10 protein-coding genes and 1 pseudogene are annotated in these 18265 nt (G+C 72.2%); 6 read left to right on the top strand and 5 right to left on the bottom strand.

All coding sequences use genetic code 11. The features are described from left to right. Positions 1 to 14: 14 nt before the first annotated feature. Both lhgO and OG289_RS24385 read right to left on the bottom strand, forming a co-directional pair. Positions 15 to 1232, bottom strand: coding sequence for an L-2-hydroxyglutarate oxidase (gene lhgO, locus OG289_RS24390; protein ID WP_327320787.1), 1218 nt, complete (start codon positions 1230 to 1232; stop codon positions 15 to 17). A 176-nt stretch (positions 1233 to 1408) separates the two neighbouring features. Further along, on the bottom strand, positions 1409 to 2833 hold the full coding sequence (locus tag OG289_RS24385) for an MFS transporter (RefSeq protein ID WP_327316170.1): 1425 nt from the start codon (positions 2831 to 2833) through the stop codon (positions 1409 to 1411). 705 nt (positions 2834 to 3538) lie between these two features. Here OG289_RS24385 and OG289_RS24380 point away from each other — a divergent pair. Both OG289_RS24380 and OG289_RS24375 read left to right on the top strand, forming a co-directional pair. Then, positions 3539 to 5659 carry an asparagine synthase-related protein gene (locus OG289_RS24380; protein WP_327316169.1) on the top strand — a complete coding sequence of 707 codons (2121 nt, stop codon included), beginning with the start codon at positions 3539 to 3541 and terminating at the stop codon, positions 5657 to 5659. A 340-nt stretch (positions 5660 to 5999) separates the two neighbouring features. Next, the gene (locus OG289_RS24375; RefSeq protein ID WP_327316168.1) at positions 6000 to 9395 is read left to right on the top strand and encodes a BTAD domain-containing putative transcriptional regulator; all 3396 of its coding nucleotides are present in this window, start codon (positions 6000 to 6002) and stop codon (positions 9393 to 9395) included. On the opposite strand, the pseudogene OG289_RS24370 reads toward OG289_RS24375, so the two are convergent. Together OG289_RS24370 and OG289_RS24365 are read right to left on the bottom strand one after the other, a co-directional pair. Next, positions 9382 to 9906, bottom strand: a pseudogene (locus tag OG289_RS24370) (NPCBM/NEW2 domain-containing protein); the annotation flags it as partial. The gene OG289_RS24375 and the pseudogene OG289_RS24370 overlap by 14 nt on opposite strands. 255 nt (positions 9907 to 10161) lie before the next feature. After that, complete coding sequence (locus tag OG289_RS24365; protein ID WP_327316167.1) at positions 10162 to 10935, bottom strand: TetR/AcrR family transcriptional regulator; 774 nt, start codon at positions 10933 to 10935, stop codon at positions 10162 to 10164. Between the two features lie 378 nt (positions 10936 to 11313). On the opposite strand from OG289_RS24365, the gene OG289_RS24360 reads away from it, so the two are divergent. The 3 genes from OG289_RS24360 (at position 11314) to OG289_RS24350 (ending at position 15550) form a co-directional block, all read left to right on the top strand. Then, positions 11314 to 12693 (top strand): NAD(P)/FAD-dependent oxidoreductase, encoded by a 1380-nt coding sequence (locus OG289_RS24360; RefSeq protein ID WP_327316166.1) that lies wholly within the window; start codon positions 11314 to 11316, stop codon positions 12691 to 12693. A gap of 274 nt (positions 12694 to 12967) precedes the next feature. Continuing rightward, positions 12968 to 14620: an ATP-binding SpoIIE family protein phosphatase gene (locus OG289_RS24355; RefSeq protein ID WP_327316165.1), complete on the top strand. Its 1653-nt coding sequence runs from the start codon at positions 12968 to 12970 to the stop codon at positions 14618 to 14620. 132 nt (positions 14621 to 14752) lie between these two features. Continuing rightward, on the top strand, positions 14753 to 15550 hold the full coding sequence (locus OG289_RS24350) for a class I SAM-dependent methyltransferase (RefSeq protein WP_327316164.1): 798 nt from the start codon (positions 14753 to 14755) through the stop codon (positions 15548 to 15550). An 86-nt stretch (positions 15551 to 15636) separates the two neighbouring features. On the opposite strand, the gene OG289_RS24345 is transcribed toward OG289_RS24350, so the two are convergent. Beyond that, the gene (locus OG289_RS24345; RefSeq protein WP_327316163.1) at positions 15637 to 16935 is read right to left on the bottom strand and encodes an MFS transporter; all 1299 of its coding nucleotides are present in this window, start codon (positions 16933 to 16935) and stop codon (positions 15637 to 15639) included. A 142-nt stretch (positions 16936 to 17077) separates the two neighbouring features. Between OG289_RS24345 and OG289_RS24340 the strand changes: the two genes are divergently transcribed. After that, on the top strand, positions 17078 to 17644 hold the full coding sequence (locus OG289_RS24340) for a MarR family winged helix-turn-helix transcriptional regulator (RefSeq protein ID WP_327316162.1): 567 nt from the start codon (positions 17078 to 17080) through the stop codon (positions 17642 to 17644). Positions 17645 to 18265: the final 621 nt, after the last annotated feature.

Raw genomic sequence — 18265 nt, 5'->3', positions numbered from 1 at the left:
TGCGCAGGCGCCGCTCACGAGGCCTCCAGCACTCCCAGCGCCCTGCGGGCCACCTCCCGCCCGATCGGCAGCGAGGCCGTGGCCGCCGGCGAGGGCGCGTTCAGCACGTGCACCGCCCGCGCTCCCTCCCGGATCAGGAAGTCGTCCACCAGAGTGCCGTCCCGCAGCACCGCCTGCGCCCGCACCCCGGCCTCCGCACGCACCAGATCCCCTTCCTCCACCGCCGGCAGCAGCCGGCGCACCGCGTCCGCGAACGCCGCCTTCGACACGGACCGCCGCAGCTCCCCGACCCCGTACCGCCAGTGCCGCCGCCCCATCCGCCACACCCCGGGCCACGCCGCCGTCACCATCGCCTCGCGGGGCCGTACGACGCCCCACCCGTACCCCTCCCGGGCCAGCGCCGGCACGGCATTGGGGCCGATGTGCACGCCCCCGTCGATTCCCCTGGTCAGATGCACCCCGAGGAACGGGAACGCCGGATCGGGCACCGGATACACCAGCCCGCGCACCAGCTCCGGCCGCGCCAGCTCGTAGTACTCGCCCCGGAACGGCACGATCCGGATCTCGGGCTCGTCACCCGTCAGCCGCGCCATCTCGTCGCAGTACAGCCCGGCGCAGTTCACCAGCACCCGCCCCCGGACGACGTCCCCACGCGAGGTGAGCACCGCCACTCCGCGCTCCGGACGCCGGTCGACCCGCACGACCTGGGCGCCGTACCGGATGTCCGCCCCGGACGCCTGGCCCAACTGCCGCGCGACGGCCGTGTAGTCGCAGATCCCGGTCGTGCGCACGTGTATGGCGGCGAGGCCCCGTACCTCGGGCTCGTACTCCGCGATCTGGGAGGCGCCGAGTTCCCGTACCGCAATCCCGTTCTCCCGGCCGCGCTGCACGAGCGCGTGCAGCCGGGGCAGCTCCGCCCGGTGCGTGGCGACGATCAGCTTGCCGGTGACCGAGTGGGCGATGCCGTACTCCGCGCAGAACTTCGTCATCTCGGCCGCGCCCCGCACCGCGTACCGGGCCTTCAGCGAGCCCGGCCGGTAGTAGATCCCGCTGTGGATGACGCCGCTGTTGCGCCCCGTCTGGTGCCGGGCCACCCCCGGCTCCTTCTCCAGCACGGTCACCCGTGTGCCCGGCGCGGCACGCGTGATCGCGTACGCCGTGGACAGCCCGACGATCCCGCCGCCGACCACGAGCACGTCACAGTCATAAGCGATCCCCGACACGTGCACCACCTCCCGGCTTCGATAGTGCACTGCGCCACTGACAGTGCCTTCAAACCAGGGGGAGGACCACACCGCCAGGGGTGCGGGGCTGTGGCATTGCGCGGCTCGCCGCGTGGGCGCGACAAGCCACAGACAGTCTGCAGCACCAAAACAACATCAACCAGGCAGACGAGAAGGTACCGGTCCTACGCCGGCGTCATCAATAACGGCCGAGCCCGCTCCCGCAACTCCACGACCCGAGGCTCATCGCCATAGGGCTCCAGCCGATGCAGAAGATCCTTCACGTACTCCGTGGTCCGCGCGGAAGAGATCCGCCCGGCCACCTCCACCGCCCGAACGCCCTGCTCACAGGCCGCGTCAAGATTCCCCGACTCCAGCTCGGCAACGGCGGACACGACGAGCCGCAGCCCGTGCGACCGCACGAACTCCTCCGTCGGCTGCGACAACGCCTGCTCGGTGAACCTCCGCACCTGACGCGGCGCCTTCAGATCGCGGTAGCACTCCGCCGCGTCGGCGGCGAAGCGGTCGTAGGAGTAGAAGCCGAGCCAGGACGGGTCGTGATCGCCGTCACGCGCCCGCTCCAGCCAGCTCTCGGCGGCCTTCAGGGCCGCTCCGGCGGCCTGCGCGTCCCCGGCGCGGGCGTGCGCGCGTGCCTCGACGAGACGGAAGAAGCTCATGGTGCGGGCCGTGGCCAGCCCCCGGTTGCGCTCCAGGGCGGCCTGCGCGAGGTCGACGCCCTCGTCGCCGAAGCCGCGGTACGTCGCCTGGAGGGACATGGAGGCCAGCACGTACCCCCCCAGGGGGACGTCCGCCGCCGCGCGGGCCAGTCGCAACGCCTGGATGTAGTACCGCTGCGCGGCCTCCTGCTGACCGGTGTCGAAGGCCATCCACCCGGCCAGCCGGGTCAGTTCGGCGCTCGCCCCGAACAGGGCCCGGCCCACTTCGTCGGAGTACGAGCCGAGCAGCAGCGGCGCCGCCTCCACCCGCAGACACTCCGGGACCATGGACGAACGCCAGTCGCCGCCTCCGTACTTGGAGTCCCAGCGTCTGGCGTCCTCGGCGGCCTCCCGCAGCTTCTGCACATCGCTGTGGCCGACTTTGAGCGGTGCGCCGGACCCCTCCAGGAGGTGTATGTCCCGCGCCACCGAACTGTCGGCCGGGGTTATCAGCCACCGTGAGGCGGGCGTTGCGTATGCGCTTACTGCGAATGATCCGGCCAGCGACTGCCAGATGCCTCCGGATCCGGCCCGGCGGCCGGCGAGGTCGAGGCGGTAGAGCTCGGTGGCCGAGCGCACGGCCTGGTTGACGTCCCTGGGGAAGGCGAGGCCCACTTCGGGCGCGGGGTCCGCGTCCGCCAGGCCGATCTCGTGGAGCGGCACCGGGCGGCCGAGCTTCTGTCCGATGGCGGCCGCGATGAGGTGCGGCGCGGCGCCCTGCGGCACCATGCCCTTCGACACCCAGCGCGCCACGGACGTCTTGTCGTAGCGAAGAGTCAACCCGCGTTGAGCGCCAAGATCGTTGACGCGTCGCGCGAGTCCTGCGTTGCTGATTCCCGCGAGGGCGAGAACGGCGCCGAGTTTTTCGTTCGGCCCGCGTTGCTCCCTGGACATTGCGCCACCCCTCGACACAGACGGCTGCCGCACTGGCATAACCATGCGGCATTCGTAAACCCAGCGTAGTTCGCCGCATCCCAAGCGTTAAGGGGCATTCTTCCGGTTGGCGGGATTGTGGTCCGTACGACAGTGCGGGCGCCCGCACGGACCGTCGCGGCGTGCTCCCGCTGTGTGGCCGTGCGCCCGCCCGTGCGCTCTTCTCCGGCCACCGCGGGAGCGGTTCCATGGGTCCTGCGTGGGTCGGCCCGCTGTACTGGATCCAGTGGGCTGGGGGACACCGCCGCCTACATCCCCGCGGGCGGCGGAGCGGTCCGGGGGGCGTACTCCGCCTCCCGGACCGGCGCGAGCCTTTCAGGGCACGCGCGTGTGCACGGAGCGTGTGCGGAGCCTGCGCGGGACGTTCTCAACGTCGGACGCGTGTCGGGGATTTGGCCGAAAATCGACCCTGTGTTCCGTGGGGGACAACGCCTCCCACCATGGAAATCGAGGGCGCGCAGGGCGTTCTGGGGGAGCGTACCGGGGGCGCATTCACGTCGCAGGCGCCGGGGTGCGCGCGGTCGACGCAACCGGCGCCGACGTGTCCACGCGGGCGCACTCCCCGGATCGCAAGCGGCGCCGCCTCCTTCTACGGCGCGTTCTTCGTGGCAGCATGTGAACCGTTCGTACGGTGCACTCGGTTGTCCACAGCCTGTGGAGGCGTCCATGCGGTGGTTGGTGGGGTGGAGCAGCACCGCCGCGGGTGCGCTGGGCGGAGCCGTCGGCTACGACGGGCGCCACGACGACGGAGCGGCGTACGGGGGCCAAGTCGGCTACGACGGTGAGACCTTGCACCCGGTCGGCTCCCAACTCCTGTGGGGCGACCCCGATCCGCTGTGGGCGGTCGGCGACTGGCGCCCCGACGAGGTGCGGGTGGTGACGGCCGACGCCCAGACCCGGATCGCGGTCCTCGGCACGTGCGGGGCGAGCGACGAACAGCTGCGTGTCGGACTGTTCGCCGCGCGCGGAGGGGCTCTTCGGCACCTGACGGCCTGGCCGGGCAGCTACACGGCGATCGTCCAGGTCGGCCGGCGCGTCACCGTCTGCGGCGATCTGGCGGGCGCGCGCCCGGTGTTCCACACCCCCTGGGCGGGCGGCACGGCGTACGCGACGGCCGCGCTGCCGCTGGCCGACCTCATCGAGGCCAACCTCGACTTCGGCCACCTGGCGGCCCTCCTCGCCGCCCCCGACGTACCGGCCGCCCTGCACGACTCCTCCCCTTACGACGGCGTGCGACGCATTCCGCCGGGGCATGCGCTGATCCTTCGCGCCGGGGCCCGCGAGATCGCCGGGTACGAGCCGGTGGCCTCGCTCGCCGTGGCGGCGCCCCCGGCCGACCCGGACAGCGCGGTCGACGGCGTGCGCGACGCGCTCATCGAGGCGGTACGCGCGCGTCTGTCGGCGCCCCGGCACGTCCCCGACATCGACCCCGGCCCCGTGCCCGGCATGGGACCCGCGGAACGGCGCGCCGCGCGCGGGATGCCCGTTCCGGGTATCGGCGCCGACCTCTCCGGCGGCCCGGCCTCCGGCACGCTGGCGCTCCTGGCGGCCGGCCTGCCCGGCATGCCGGGCACGCTGCTCGGGCACGGCACGGGCGCGGGGGAGCGGCTGCTGGCCGTCACCTTCAACGACCTGGCCGTCGGCGGCCGCGAGGCCGAACTGGAACGGGCCGGCACCCTCGCGGCCAACCCGCGCCTGCACCACGTCGTGGTGGCCGGCGGCGAGGAGACCCTGCCGTACGCCGACCTGGACGGCCCGCTGACCGACGAACCCGGGCCCAGCCTGGTCACGGCCGCCCGCCATCGCGTGCGTCTCGCGGCGGGCAGCGCGGACCACTTCACGGGCTACGGCGCCCGCCAGGCCCTGGACGCCCACCCGGCCCGTCTCGCGGACCTGCTGATGGACCGCAAACGCCGCCACCTGGTACGCCCCGTCGCGGCGTTGACGAAGGCCGACGGCTCGGTACTCGTCCCCGCGCGCGTGTACGGCGCGGCCCGCCGCCTCGCCCGTACCTCGTACCGAGCGGGGTTGGAGGGACTGGCCGAACGCCTCCTGCACCGCAGCTTCGGTTTCGACGACTCCGGAGGCGCCGTAGGGGCGTCCCTGGCCGCCCTCACCTGGGGCGGAGCGGGCCCGGCAGCCCGCTGGCTGACGGGCGAGGCACTGGCTGAAGTATCGGTTCGCCTACAAGGCGCCGCGCACCGGTCCGGAGTCGGCCCGGGCCAACGCCCTGGCGACTACCGCGCGCGTGCCGCCCTGACGCGTCATGCCATGGACCTGCGCGTCCTGGAACAGGCCGCCGAGATCCGCTCCCAGCGACTGCACGCGCCGTTCCTCGACAACCAGGTCGTCCGCGCGTGCCGCGCACTCCCCGAGACCCTGCGCGTGCAACCGGGGGCGCGCGCCGCGATCCTGCGCACCGTCCTGAAGGGCGCCGGCATCACCGATCTCCCGCCCGGCTGGGGCGCCCCCTCCCAGGCCCCCGCCACCGCGGCGGCCCGGGCCGGCCTGCGCATGGCCATGGATCCCCTCCTCACCCTCTTCGAGGCCCCCCTCCTCGCGGAAGCGGGCCTGATCGAGGCAAGAGTCGTCCGCAAGGCCCTCAGAGCTGCCGCGGCAGGCGAACCCCTCTCCCTGGACGGCCTCGCCGACCTGGTCTCCCTCGAACTCTGGCTCCGCCGCCTCCTGTCCCGCAGAGGAACCTGCTGGACAGGAACCCCGGCCCGCGCACGCGCGGTACCAGCGGGCATCGCTCCGCAGAGACGGGCGGTTTCCTCAGGGGGGTGAGGGGCGTGGTCCCCGGCGGACGGAGGGGCGGGCACCCGACCGGCAACTCTGAATCACGGCACACCCAACGGGGGTTGGGCGCAGACGGGGACACGCGCGGACCGCTGCCCGTTGGCCGCTGCGTGGCCGTCGCTCGCACAGCCGCGGGCAGTCGTGCCGCTGGGGCGGCGCCCGTCCCACAGAGAGCGGCACCCAGTAATCGCCGGGCCGCGCCATCCTCCCCAGCTGCCACCCCGGACCCACGGAGCTGTACCCCCCCCAGGCGACAACTCCGCCCCCTCCATGCCCCACCGACCGGAAACCCCGTGCCCTCCGCCTCACCCCCGGTGACAATGAACGGGTGCGGTACAGAATCCTGGGCGTCACCCAGACAGAGGACGACCAGGGCACCGCCGTACCCATCCCCGGCCCCCGCCTCCGCGCCCTCCTCACCGCCCTGGCCCTCCACCCAGGCCGCCCCACCGCCCCGGAAACCCTCATCGACGAGGTCTGGGCCGAGACCCCGCCCCAGGACGCCCCCGCCGCCCTCCAGGCCCTGATCGGCCGTCTCCGCCGTACCGTCGGCAAGGACAACGTCACCTCCGCCCCCGACGGTTACCGTCTCGCCGCGACCGAGGACGACGTCGACCTCTTCGTCTTCGAGCGACTCGTACGCCAGGGCACCGAAGCCCTGCGGCAGGGCGACGCCCCCACCGCCGCCCGCACCCTCGACGACGCCCTCGCCCTGTGGCGCGGCCCCGCCCTCGCCGACCTCCCCGACCGCACCCCGGCCACCCGCCCCGAGGCCCTCCACCTGGAGGCCACCCGCGCCCGTGCCGAGGCGGACCTCCTCCTCGGCCGCGCCCGCGAAGCCGTACCGCGCCTGACGGAACTGACCGCCGCGCACCCCTACGACGAACCGCTGCACGCCCTCCTCATCCGCGCCCTGCGCGACACCGGCCGCGACGCCGACGCCCTCGCCGCGTACGAGACCGCCCGCCGCACCCTCGCCGACGGCCTCGGCACCGACCCGGGCCCACACCTGCGCGCACTGCACACCGAACTCCTGCACCGCCCGGAAGCGACCCCCCGCCCCCAACGGAAACGCGGCCCCGCACCGACCCACCCCCCAACCTCCCCCACCCCCCTCCAACTCCCCGAACGCACCGGCAACATCCGTCCGCGGCTTACCTCTTTCGTGGGCCGGGAACCCGAGCTCGACGCCATCCGTTCCGAATTGCACAGGGCCCGTCTCGTCACGCTCACCGGACCGGGCGGCTCTGGAAAGACCCGTCTAGCCGAGGAAGCCGCCGCCGGGCTCCCGCAGGCGTGGCTGGCCGAGCTGGCGCCGCTCGACCGGCCGGAGGCGGTGCCGGGCGCGGTGGTCAGTGCCCTCGGTCTGCGCGAGACCGTCCTGATAACCATCGAGCTGGCGGCCCCGCAGGACGACCCGGTCGCCCTGCTCGTCGAGTACTGCGCCCCGCGCAGCCAACTCCTGATCCTTGACAACTGCGAACATGTCATCGGCGCGGCCGCCGCCCTCGCCGAGACCCTCCTCACCCGCTGCCCCGGGCTCACGATCCTCGCCACCAGCCGTGAACCCCTGGGCGTCCCCGGCGAGTCGGTCCGCCCGGTCGAGCCCCTCCTCCCCGACCAGGCACACCGCCTCTTCACCGAGCGCGCGGCCGCCGCCCGCCCCGAGGCGGTCGCCGCCCCGCGGGACGAGGAGGCGATCGCGGAGATCTGCCGCCGGCTGGACGGGCTGCCGCTCGCCATCGAGCTGGCCGCCGCCCGCCTCCGGCTGCTCACCCCCCGCCAGGTCGCCGACCGCCTCGACGACCGCTTCCGCCTGCTCACTTCAGGCAGCCGCACGGTCCTGCCCCGCCAGCAGACCCTGCGGGCCGTCGTCGACTGGTCCTGGGACCTGCTCGACGACCCTGAGCGCACAGTGCTGCGCGAGCTGTCCGTGTTCGCGGGCGGCTGGGACCTGGAGGCGGCGGAGGCCGTGTGCACCGGCCCCGTCGCGGAGCTTGTCGGAGCGCTCGTCGACAAGTCCCTGGTGGTGGCGGCCCCGTGCGAGAGGAACGGTGGCGACGACATGCGCTACCGCATGCTGGAGACGATCCACGAGTACGCCACCGAACGCGCCGCCGAGCTCCCGCGGTCCCGTGCGGCGGCCGAACAGCGACACCGCGCGTGGGTGCGCGCGCTCGTCGAGCGGGCCGATCCACTGCTGCGCTCCGCCGAGCAACTCCCCTGGATCTCCCGTCTGGAGACGGAGCTGGACAACATCCGCGTGGGCCTCCAGCGCGCGCTCACGTCGGGCGACGAGGAGGGAGCCGCCGCTCTCTGCTTCGCCACGGGCTGGTTCTGGTGGCTGCGCAACTACCGCCACGAAGGTGCCGAGTGGACGGACCGCACCCTGCGCCTGGGCGCGGTCCTGGACACACTCCAGCCCTCGAACAACGCCCCCGTCCCCGCCGACCTCACCGCCCGCATGGCCGCCGTCGATCCCGTCGACGCCTTCCTCGACGCGCCCGCGCCCCTGGAGGACAGCGACCCCCGGTACGTGCAGCGGATGAACCTGCGGATGCTGAACCTGTTCCTGGTGTCGGAGTCCGAGCCGAAGGACATCGTCGCGGACCCGCGCTACCGGGAGTACCTGGTCCGCCTGCGCGCCGACTACGAGCCGGGCGGCCCGCGGGCGGCGCTGATGCCCGGTCTGCTCTGGCCGTTGACGGCCTTCCAGATGCGCGACACGGTGGACGTCCGGGGCACCCTGGACGCGGCCGTCGCCAACTGCCGTATCCACGGCGGCGACTGGGAACTCGGCTGCACCCTGATGTTCCGCACGCACATGGTCGTCGACTCACCCGGCGGACTGCACGGCGTGGACGACGACCTGGCGGAGCTGCGGGTGCTCAGTCTGCGCGTCGGCGACCGCTGGATGCGGGCCCAGGTGTGCGGCGCGGTCGGCGAGGCGGAGATGGCGCGCAGCCGCTTCGCGGAGGCGGAGCGCGAGTACCGCGAGGCGCTGCGGCTCGCCTACGAGGTCGGGGCGTACGCGGAGTCGCCGTTCCTCATCGCCCGGCTCGCGGAGATCGCCTACCGCTCGGGTGACGTCGACGGCGCCATGGCCGCGCTGGACGAGGCGAGCCGCGCCGCCGACCGCTACGGCGTGCCGGACGTCCGGGCGTTCGTCCTGCTGCTGCGCGCCCACATCGCGCTGTACGAGGGCGAGGTCGCCCACGCGCGCGTGCTCTGCGACCGGACCCATGCGGCGATCGGGAAGGGCACACCGCCACCCCAGTTCTCGGCAGCGGTGGGCATGCTCGACGCGGACCTCACGGCGGCCGAGTCCGGCCCCGAGCACGGCCTGCCGATGCTCGCCGACACGCTGGCCCAGGCGCTGGCCGACCAGTGCGCCGAGGCGGTCACGTCGTCGATCGTGGACGGCGCGGCGGACCTGCTGGCACGGCTCGGGGACTTCCCGCGCGCGGCCCGACTCCTCGCGGCCGCCGACGCTCTGCGCGGCCCCCACCCGCGTCCCACGCCGGACCACACCCGGGCCGAGCGAGCCGACGCCGCGGCTCGCGAGGCCCTGGGCGCCGAGCGCTACGCGGCCGAGCGCACCCGAGGCACGGCCATGACGGCGACCGACGGGCTGCACGAGCTCACGGAAGCCGCGCGCGACCACCCCGCCCCACCGCCGGACACAGCGGGCACCACCGCCCCTCAGGCCCCTACGCGCACGTGAACCTGGACTCGGCCCAGTCCCCGAGTGCCACCGAGTCGAAGGTGCTGTGCGGCTCGACCACCAGGCGGACGGTCGTGCGGCCCGTGAGGTTCACATGGACGGGCACGGCCGGGTCGCCGCCCTTGATCACCCCGGACGACCAGAGCAGGTCGCCGTCGCCGTCGCCGTAGACGGAGAAGGAGACCTTTCCGAGCTTCATCGTCAGGTCGTCGACGCCGACGAGCGCGTCGTAGGCGGCGCACTCCCGGTTGAGGTCGATGGTGACGGAGGAGTCGCCGTGCACGGTCACCCCGCGCGCGTACCGCCGGTCCGCGATGGACAGCCCTCCGTCGCGCTGCCACACCCAGCTGCTGTCGCCGAGCCGGATCTCGGGCCCCGTCCCATCGCCGTTGACGTCGAAGGACAGCTCGCTCAGCGGGTAGACGGCCGGCGGCGGCGTGGGCGTGGGTGCGGGGGTCGGAGTGGGTGTGGAGGTCGGAGTGGGCGTCGGAGTCGGGGTGGGTGTCGGCTTTTTGGCCAGGACCCCGCGGGACGGGTTTTCCACTCGTCCGCGGGGACTCGTCGCAACCCAGTCCCGGGTTTCGCCCGAACGCGGAAGGCTCAACTGTCGTACGGCGGGCTGCAGTTGAGGCACCCGACCGAAATGCCCCGCATGCCCGACAGGGTGGCCGGGGGTGAGGAACGCACGGCACCCCACCCCACAGTCACCCTAACGAGCCATGAGCCACGAGCCATGAGCCACGAGCCACGAGCCACGAGCCACGAGTCACGAGGACCGCGACCGCAGGCCCTCCAGCAGGATGTCCAGCAGCCGCGCCGAGGCCGCCGCCTGCTGGGCCGGGTCCGGCAACGAGGGCGCCGCCGTCGCGATGACCAGCAGCACGTCCGACACCGACACGTCGGCGCGCAGTTCGCCCGCCTCCCGGGCCCGCGCCACGAGCCGGCCCACGACCTCGAGCAGCGCCACCGCCCCGGCGGTCTCGACGGCCGCGGTCGTGCCGTCGTCCGCGACGAGCCGCAGCTCGCCGCCGACCGGCTGGGTCCGCTGCTGCGGCACCCGCGTCTCGTCGACCGGCGCACCCTCGGCGCCGTCCTCGGCGACCCCGACGCGCAGCACCTGCGGCGGCAGCAGCCGCCCGGCGCCGGACGCCACGGACGTCCGCAGGAAGCGCGACAGCGCCGACCACGGTTCGTCCTCCTGGCCGAGCGCCGCCCGCGCCTGGTCGGTCAGCCGGGAGGTCTCCTCCTCGGCTATCCGCCGCACCAGGACGTCCTTGCTCGGGAACCGCCGGTACACCGTGCCGACGCCGACCCGCGCGCGCCGCGCCACGTCCTCCATCGGCGCGCCGTACCCCAGCTCGCCGAAGACCTCGCGTGCCGCCCTCAGTACGTGCTCCAGATTGCGCTGTGCGTCCACGCGCAGCGGCGCTGACCGCGCGCCGTCTCCGCGTCCGTTTCCCACCGTCGCACCGACCGCACCGACCATGCCGCCGGATGCGAGTGCCGATGCGGACGACCAATGCGAGTTCTGAATGTGCATGAATGATCCCCCGGTAATGACGTCTCCCCCCGGAGACTCTCCCCGCCATCGAAAGCCGGGGCGTGGAACAGGGGACGGCCACCCCGGGCCCGCCCGTCGCAGACCCGCAGAGCGCTTCCCCCTGACACCCCGTCGACACACGAACATAGTTGAGAGGGAGTCAATTCAGAAGGGGCAGGTTCCGCACGGAGCGCCCCCCGATCGGAGTACGGGTCGTATACGTCCCGATTGCACCCCTTCCCGCACCCCGGCGCACACCCGCTGACCTGCACTCCTGCCCCGCACTCCGGTGTTTCGGCCAACCCCGCTCCCGCCCGACTCGCGGTCACACAAATTGTCGAGGCTGTGGACAAACCTCGGCGCCCGGTGCGTCATGGGATGGTGAAGGAACGTGCGCGCATTCTTGTTGTCGGCGGCGGCTACGTCGGGATGTACACGGCCCTGCGGCTGCAGCGGAAGCTGAAACAGGAACTCGGCCGGGGCGAGGCCGAGATCACGGTCGTCACCCCCGACCCGTACATGACCTATCAGCCCTTCCTCCCCGAGGCCGCCGCGGGCTCCATCTCCCCCCGGCACGTCGTCGTGCCCCTGCGCCGCGTCCTGCCGCACTGCCGGGTCGTCGTCGGCGAGGTCACCGCCGTCGACCACGCCAAGCGCACCGCCACCCTCACCACCCTCGCCACCGACGAGGAGGGCACCGGCCCGCAGCAGCTGACGTACGACGAACTCGTCCTCGCGCCCGGATCGATCTCCCGCACGCTGCCCATCCCGGGGCTCGCCGACTACGCCATCGGCTTCAAGTCCGTCGAGGAGGCCATCGGCCTGCGCAATCACGTCATCGAACAGATGGACATCGCCTCCTCCACCCGCGACCCCGCGATCCGTGACGCGGCCCTCACCTTCGTCTTCGTCGGCGGCGGCTTCGCGGGCGTCGAGGCGCTCGGCGAGCTGGAGGACATGGCCCGCTACACCACGCGCTACTACCACAACGTCAAGCCCGAGGACATGAAGTGGATCCTGGTCGAGGCCTCCGACCGGATCCTGCCCGAGGTCGGCGCCGACATGGGCCGCTACACCGTCAGTGAGCTGCGCCGACGCAACATCGACGTACGTCTGAACACCCGCCTGGAGTCCTGCGCCGACCGCATCGCCGTCCTCAGCGACGGTGCCCGCGTCCCGGCCCGGACGGTCGTGTGGACCGCCGGCGTCAAACCTCACCCGCTCCTCGCCGCCACCGACCTCCCGCTCACCGAACGAGGTCGGCTGAAATGCACCCCCGAGCTGACCCTCGACGGAGCCACGCACGCGTGGGCGGCCGGAGACGCAGCCGCCGTACCGGACGTCACGGCCGACGAACCCGGCAAGGAGACCGCCCCCAACGCCCAGCACGCGGTCCGCCAGGCCAAGGTCCTCGCCGACAACATCGCGCGCTCCCTGCGCGGCGAGCCCCTCCAGACGTACGCCCACAAGTACGCCGGCTCGGTCGCCTCGCTCGGCTTCCACCAGGGCGTCGCCTACCTCTACGGGCGCAAGCTCAAGGGCTACCCGGCCTGGTTCATGCACCGCGCGTACCACCTCAGCCGCGTGCCCACCTTCAACCGCAAGGCACGCGTGCTGGCCGAATGGATCCTCTCAGGGCTCTTCAAACGGGAGATCGTTTCTCTGGGATCCCTCGAACATCCCCGCGCGGAGTTCGAACTGGCTGCCGGTGGAAAGCCTTCTGACGAGTCTCCCCGCGACCCGAAAGGGTCGTCCTGACCGATCCAGGAACTCCACCGGCCGCCCCCACGTCTGACGATTGTCGGCCCGGACGGCGGCCACACTGCCAGACTGCTCCCTGCTCATAGCCCTCCCTCGAGCCCCCCCCCGAGCCCACGGTGGGTCACCACCCGCCCCTGCCGAACCCACGAGGCTGTTCCCCCGTGCTCCACATCCCGGGTGCTGTAACAATGTGCGGCCACCGCCGCGCGGCCCCCGGAGCCCCAGGCCGGGCCCGGAGCCGGCCGACGACGACTACACGAGGCAAGGATTCGTGAACTTCACGCGCTGGAGCGCCCGGCTCCCCGGAACGCAGCGCCGCGCCGCCGCGCGAGCCGAGCACCCGGTCACCACCACGGACCGACGGAGCGAGGGCTCCGTACCCGCGGCCCGCGCCGAACAACTCACCGGCGAGCCGCCCCCCGTGCCCGCCGTCGACGAACTCCCGGTCCGTGAGGTCCTCGACCGCGTCCCGGCCCTCGTCGCCCTCGTCCACGGCCCCGACCACCGGCTCGCCTACGTCAACGACGCCTACACCGCGGCCTTCGGCGTCCGCCCCGGCGGCGAACCCGCCGCCGAGGCCCTCCCCGAACTGCGCGACCTCGGCCTCATGCCCCTCCTCGACCAGGCCCTGCGCAGCGGCAAGCCCCGCACTCTGAAGTCCCGCAAGGCCCCCGACGGCCGCCACTACACGTTCACCTGCACCCCGGCCGCCGAGGACAACGGCAAGGGCACCGTCCTGATCTTCGCCACCGACGTCACCGACCACGCCGAGGCCGCCGAACGCCTCAGAACCAGCGAACGCCGCCAGCGCGAGACCGCCGTCACCCTCCAGCGCTCCCTCCTCCCCCAGGAGCTCGAAGAGCCCGACGACCTGCGCATCGCCGCCACCTACCAGCCCGGCGGCACCGAGGCCGCGGTCGGCGGCGACTGGTACGACGTCATCACCCTCGGCGGCGGCCGTACGGCGCTGGTCATCGGCGACGTGATGGGCCGAGGCGTGCGGGCGGCGGCGGTCATGGGCCAACTCCGCACGGCCGTCCGCGCGTACGCCCGCCTCGACCTTCCCCCGCACGAGGTCCTCCAGCTCCTCGACGGCCTCGCCACGGAGATCGACGCCAACCAGATCGCCACCTGCGTGTACGCCATCCACGACCCGAACGAGGGCCGACTGGTGTACGCCTCCGCAGGCCACCTGCCCATCCTCGTCCGGGACGAGAGCGGCACGGTCCAGCGCGCGGACGAACCCACCGGCCCGCCCCTGGGCACCGGCGGCTGGATGCACTCCTCCGGCTCGATCCCCCTCGGCCCCGGCTCGACGGCCGTCCTCTACACGGACGGCCTGGTAGAGCGCAGGAACGAGGACCTGGACGAGGGCATCGCCTCCCTGGAGCGCGCCCTGTCCGGCGCCACCGGCACCCCCCAGGTCGTCTGCGACCGCCTGGTCCGCTCGGCCGGCGTCACCGCCGACCACGACGACGACGTCGCCGTCCTCGTCCTCCAGCATCCCGCCCGCACCGGCCCCGACGGCGAGCTGTTCCGCAACGCGGCCCTGGAGCTCCTCGGCGGCGTCGAAGCTGCCCCACGCGCGCGTGCCTTCGCCTCCGGCGTCCTCACCAGCTGGCGCTTCCCGGCCGACCTGCACGACCTCGGCGTCCTCGCCGCCAGCGAACTCGTCGCCAACTCCCTCCAGCACGGCACCCCGCCCATGCGGCTGCGCCTGCGCCGGACCGACCGCCGCCTGATCATCGAGGTCACCGACGGCGACGACCACCTCCCGCGCCGCCGCCGCGCGGAACCGGGCGACGAGTCCGGCCGCGGCATCGCCATCGTCGCCACGATCGCCTCCAACTGGGGCAGCAGACGCACCCCTGGCGGCGGAAAGGCGGTGTGGTGCGAGTTCGTCCTGCCGAAGCCGACCGACTGAGATATCGACTGAGATATCGACTGGGACATCGACTGGGACATCGACCGAGATGAGGCCGAGAACAGACTCGAACACGCATTGCCCCGCGCGCGGCACCTAGGCGAACCCGCTCCCCGGTGCTAGTAGCTCCCCATGGCAGACGCAACGGGCTTTCACCTCAAGGGAAGCGCCCCCGAGCGCTACGAACACTACGTCGCGCCCCTCATGGCGCCCTTCGTCACCGCGCTCGTGGACGCCGCGGACCTCTACCCCGGCGCCACCGTCCTCGACCTCGCCTGCGGCACCGGCTTCGCGGCCCGTGCCGCGGCCGCCCAGGCGGGCCCCACCGGCAGGGTCGCCGGGGCGGACGTCAACGAGGGCATGCTCGAGATCGCCGTGGCGTGCCACCCCCGCCTCTATCCGGACATCGAGTTCACCCCCGCCCCCGCCGACGACCTCCCCTACCTCGACGCAACCTTCGACGCGGTCCTCTGCCAGCAGGGCGCCCAGTTCTTCCCCGACCTCGACGCGGCCCTGCGCGAAACGGCCCGCGTCACCCGGCCCGCAGGCCGCTTCGCCGCCACGGTCTGGTCCCACCTGGACGACTCCCCGTACTTCGTGGCCCAGCAGCGCGCGGTCGAGCAGTACGGCCCCCCGGAGGCGGCCGCGGGCTTCAGAGCGGCCTTCGCCACCGCGGACCGCCTGACCGTCGCACTCGACCGTGCTGGTTTCCGCGACGCGACCAGCCGCCGCCTGACCTTCACGATCGCCCTCCCCCCTCTGGAGGACTACGTCCGCGGCCACCTCTCCGCGATCCCCTGGGGACGGACGATCGCCGACACCGCCGGCGAACACGTTCTCACCCAGGCCGCCGACACGATCCGCACCCACCTCCCCGAGGGCACGACGACCTTCCCCTTCACGGCAACCCTGGTGACAGCGGTCCGCTGATCACGCAAGCCGATCACGTGAGCCGACCACGCAAAGGCGGCTGTCGTCCGAAGAACGACAGCCGCCTTCTGCTCTTGCCCGGTACCTCAGGCCTCGGCGCCCACAGGCTCCACAGCGGCCCCACCCCTGGCCACGACCCGCTTCCGCACCAGCCACGGCTGATCCTGGACGGCGGTCAGCTGCCGTCCCAGCCGCAGCGCGAAGTAGGTGATCCCCAACGAGAACAGCAGGAACGTCACGATGTACGGCGCGTGCAGCGAGGCCCCCATGGGCCCGCCCACCGCCGGCCCGACGGCCAGCGCGAGCTGCTTCACCAGGGCGAACGCCGAGTTGTACTGCCCGGCCATCCCCTCCGGCGCGAGGTCCGCCACCAGCGGTGCGACCGTCGGCGACAGCATCGCCTCACCCAGTCCGAACAGCGCGTACGTCGAAACGAACGCGGCCGTCGCCATCTCCTGGCTCCCGTGCCCGAGCCCGGCATACCCGGCCACGACCCACGCCACGGCCCAGAGCAGCCCCACGGCCGCGATCACCCGCGACCGCTTCTGCCGCTCGACGAACTTCAGCACGGCGAACTGCGCGACCACGATCATCGCGGTGTTGGCGGCCAGAGCGGTCCCGAGAGCGGACGTCGAGATCCCGGCGGCCTCGACCCCGTAGGCGCTCAGCCCCGACTCGAACTGCCCGTAGCAGGCGAAGAACAGCACGAAGCCCAGCACACACAGCTGCACCATGGCCCGGTTGCCGAGCAGCTGCTTCCAGCTCCCCCTCGCGGACTGCGGGGCGTCTCCGACGCGCGGCGCGGGCGGCAGCCGCACGGTCGACATCACCACGGCCAGCAGCAGGAACATCGCCGCCTCGATGGCGAACAGCAGAGTGAAGGAGGACACGCGCGTGGTGTCGACGAGATGCCCGCCGATCAGACCGCCCACGCCGAGCCCGAGGTTCTGCAGGAAGAACTGCATGGCGAACGCCCGCGACCGGGTCTCCGAGGTCGAGCAGTCCACGATCATCGTCGCCAGCGCCGGCTGCATCACGGCCTGCCCGGCCCCGAGCGCGACCGCGGCGGCCAGGACGGCGGTGGAGTCGCCGGCGAGCCCCAGACCGAGCGCGCCCAGTGCGGCGGTGACCAGGGCGGCGAGCAGGACCGGCAGTGGACCGCGCCGCACGATCGCCCTACCGGCGAACGGCAGGACGATCAGCGCGGCCACGGCGAAGACGGCGAGGACGAGCCCCGCCGTCATGGCACCGAGCCCCCGCACCTGCGCCACATAGACGTACAGGTAGGGGACGGTGAAGCCGAGCCCGAACGCGCTGAGTGCGTTGCCCACGTGGATCCGGCGCAGCTCTGCGCCCATCGCCCTGGTCACGTTCACCTCTCTCATCTCTCAGGTAGTGCTGGTCAGCACTTCGATGCTTCAAACACCTCAGTACTTAGAGGCGAAGACTTCGAAGCTAAAGTTCGAAGCTAAACTGTACACCTCGAAGAACTTCAACGCGAACGAGCCCCGTGCGATACTTGCGCCCATGGGCGACACCCCCGGCGGCATCGGTACCGGCATCGGCGGCGAGCCGACCCTCGAAGAGCAGATCGCCGCCTATCAACGCGAGTTCCAGGACCTCGACCCCCAGGTCGAGAAGATCGTCTCGGCACTGTCCCGCCTCAACCGCCGCATGAACGTCGCCTACGGCCGCCAGACCGCCGACCTCGGCATCAGCAACGCGGAGTGGGAGGTCCTCAAGGCCCTCGTCCTCTCCGGCGCCCCTTATCGTCTGGGTCCCGGCGACCTGGCCAAGCGCCTCGGTCTGACGCCGGCCGCGATGACCCACCGGATCGACCGCATGGTCACCGAGGGACTGGTGACCCGGGAGAGGGACGAGTCCAACCGGGTCCGGGTGATCGTGGAGCTGACACCCGAGGGCCGAGAGAAGTGGCTCGAGGCGATGCGCATGGCGACGGTCTTCGAAGGCGACCTCCTCCAGGACCTCACCGCGGAGGAGCGCACGGCCCTGGGCGAGGTCCTGACCAGGCTCCTGCGCAGGGTGGAGCACGCCCAGCCGGACGCCGGCGGCAGGCTCAGCGACCTCGACTAAAAGATCTTGACATGGGGTGGTTGACACCCCCATGCGAGGTGAGTAAAGTTCTTCGGGTTGCCAGGGAGCCGTAACGGTTCTTCGGCAGCACCTCCGCCGCAGTAGCGGCACCTCAAACAACCAGCACGATCTCCCAACGGGATTGAATTCGGCGTGCCCGAATTCAATTCGATTCGGGACCGGCAGCTCGATTAGGAACTGCCGAGCGGATCCGCTAAGGTTTGAGACGTCGGAACGGCCCAAGGGCCGCGAGGACAACCCCCCTCCGACTGGGAATCAGGGCCGAAAGGATCTGATAGAGTCGGAACCGCCGGAAAGGAAACCGCGAAACAAAAGCGGGAACCTGGAAAGCACCGAGGAAATCGGATCGAGAAAAGATCTGATAGAGTCGGAAACGCAAGACCGAAGGGAAGCGCCCGGAGGAAAGCCTGAGAGAGTCTCTCAGGTGAGTACAAAGGAAGCGTCCGTTCCTTGAGAACTCAACAGCGTGCCAAAAATCAACGCCAGATATGTTGATACCCCGTCCCCGGCAGTGATAGCCGAGGATGAGGTTCCTTTGAAAAAACACAGCGAGGACGCTGTGAACGGCCGGGCTTATTCCGCCTGGCTGTTCCGCTCTCG

The sequence above is a fragment of the Streptomyces sp. NBC_01235 genome (assembly GCF_035989285.1).
In the GTDB taxonomy this organism is placed as follows: Bacteria; Actinomycetota; Actinomycetes; order Streptomycetales; family Streptomycetaceae; genus Streptomyces.
Note: the sequence above shows the minus strand (reverse complement) of the source record. Positions and strands in the feature narration are given on the sequence as shown.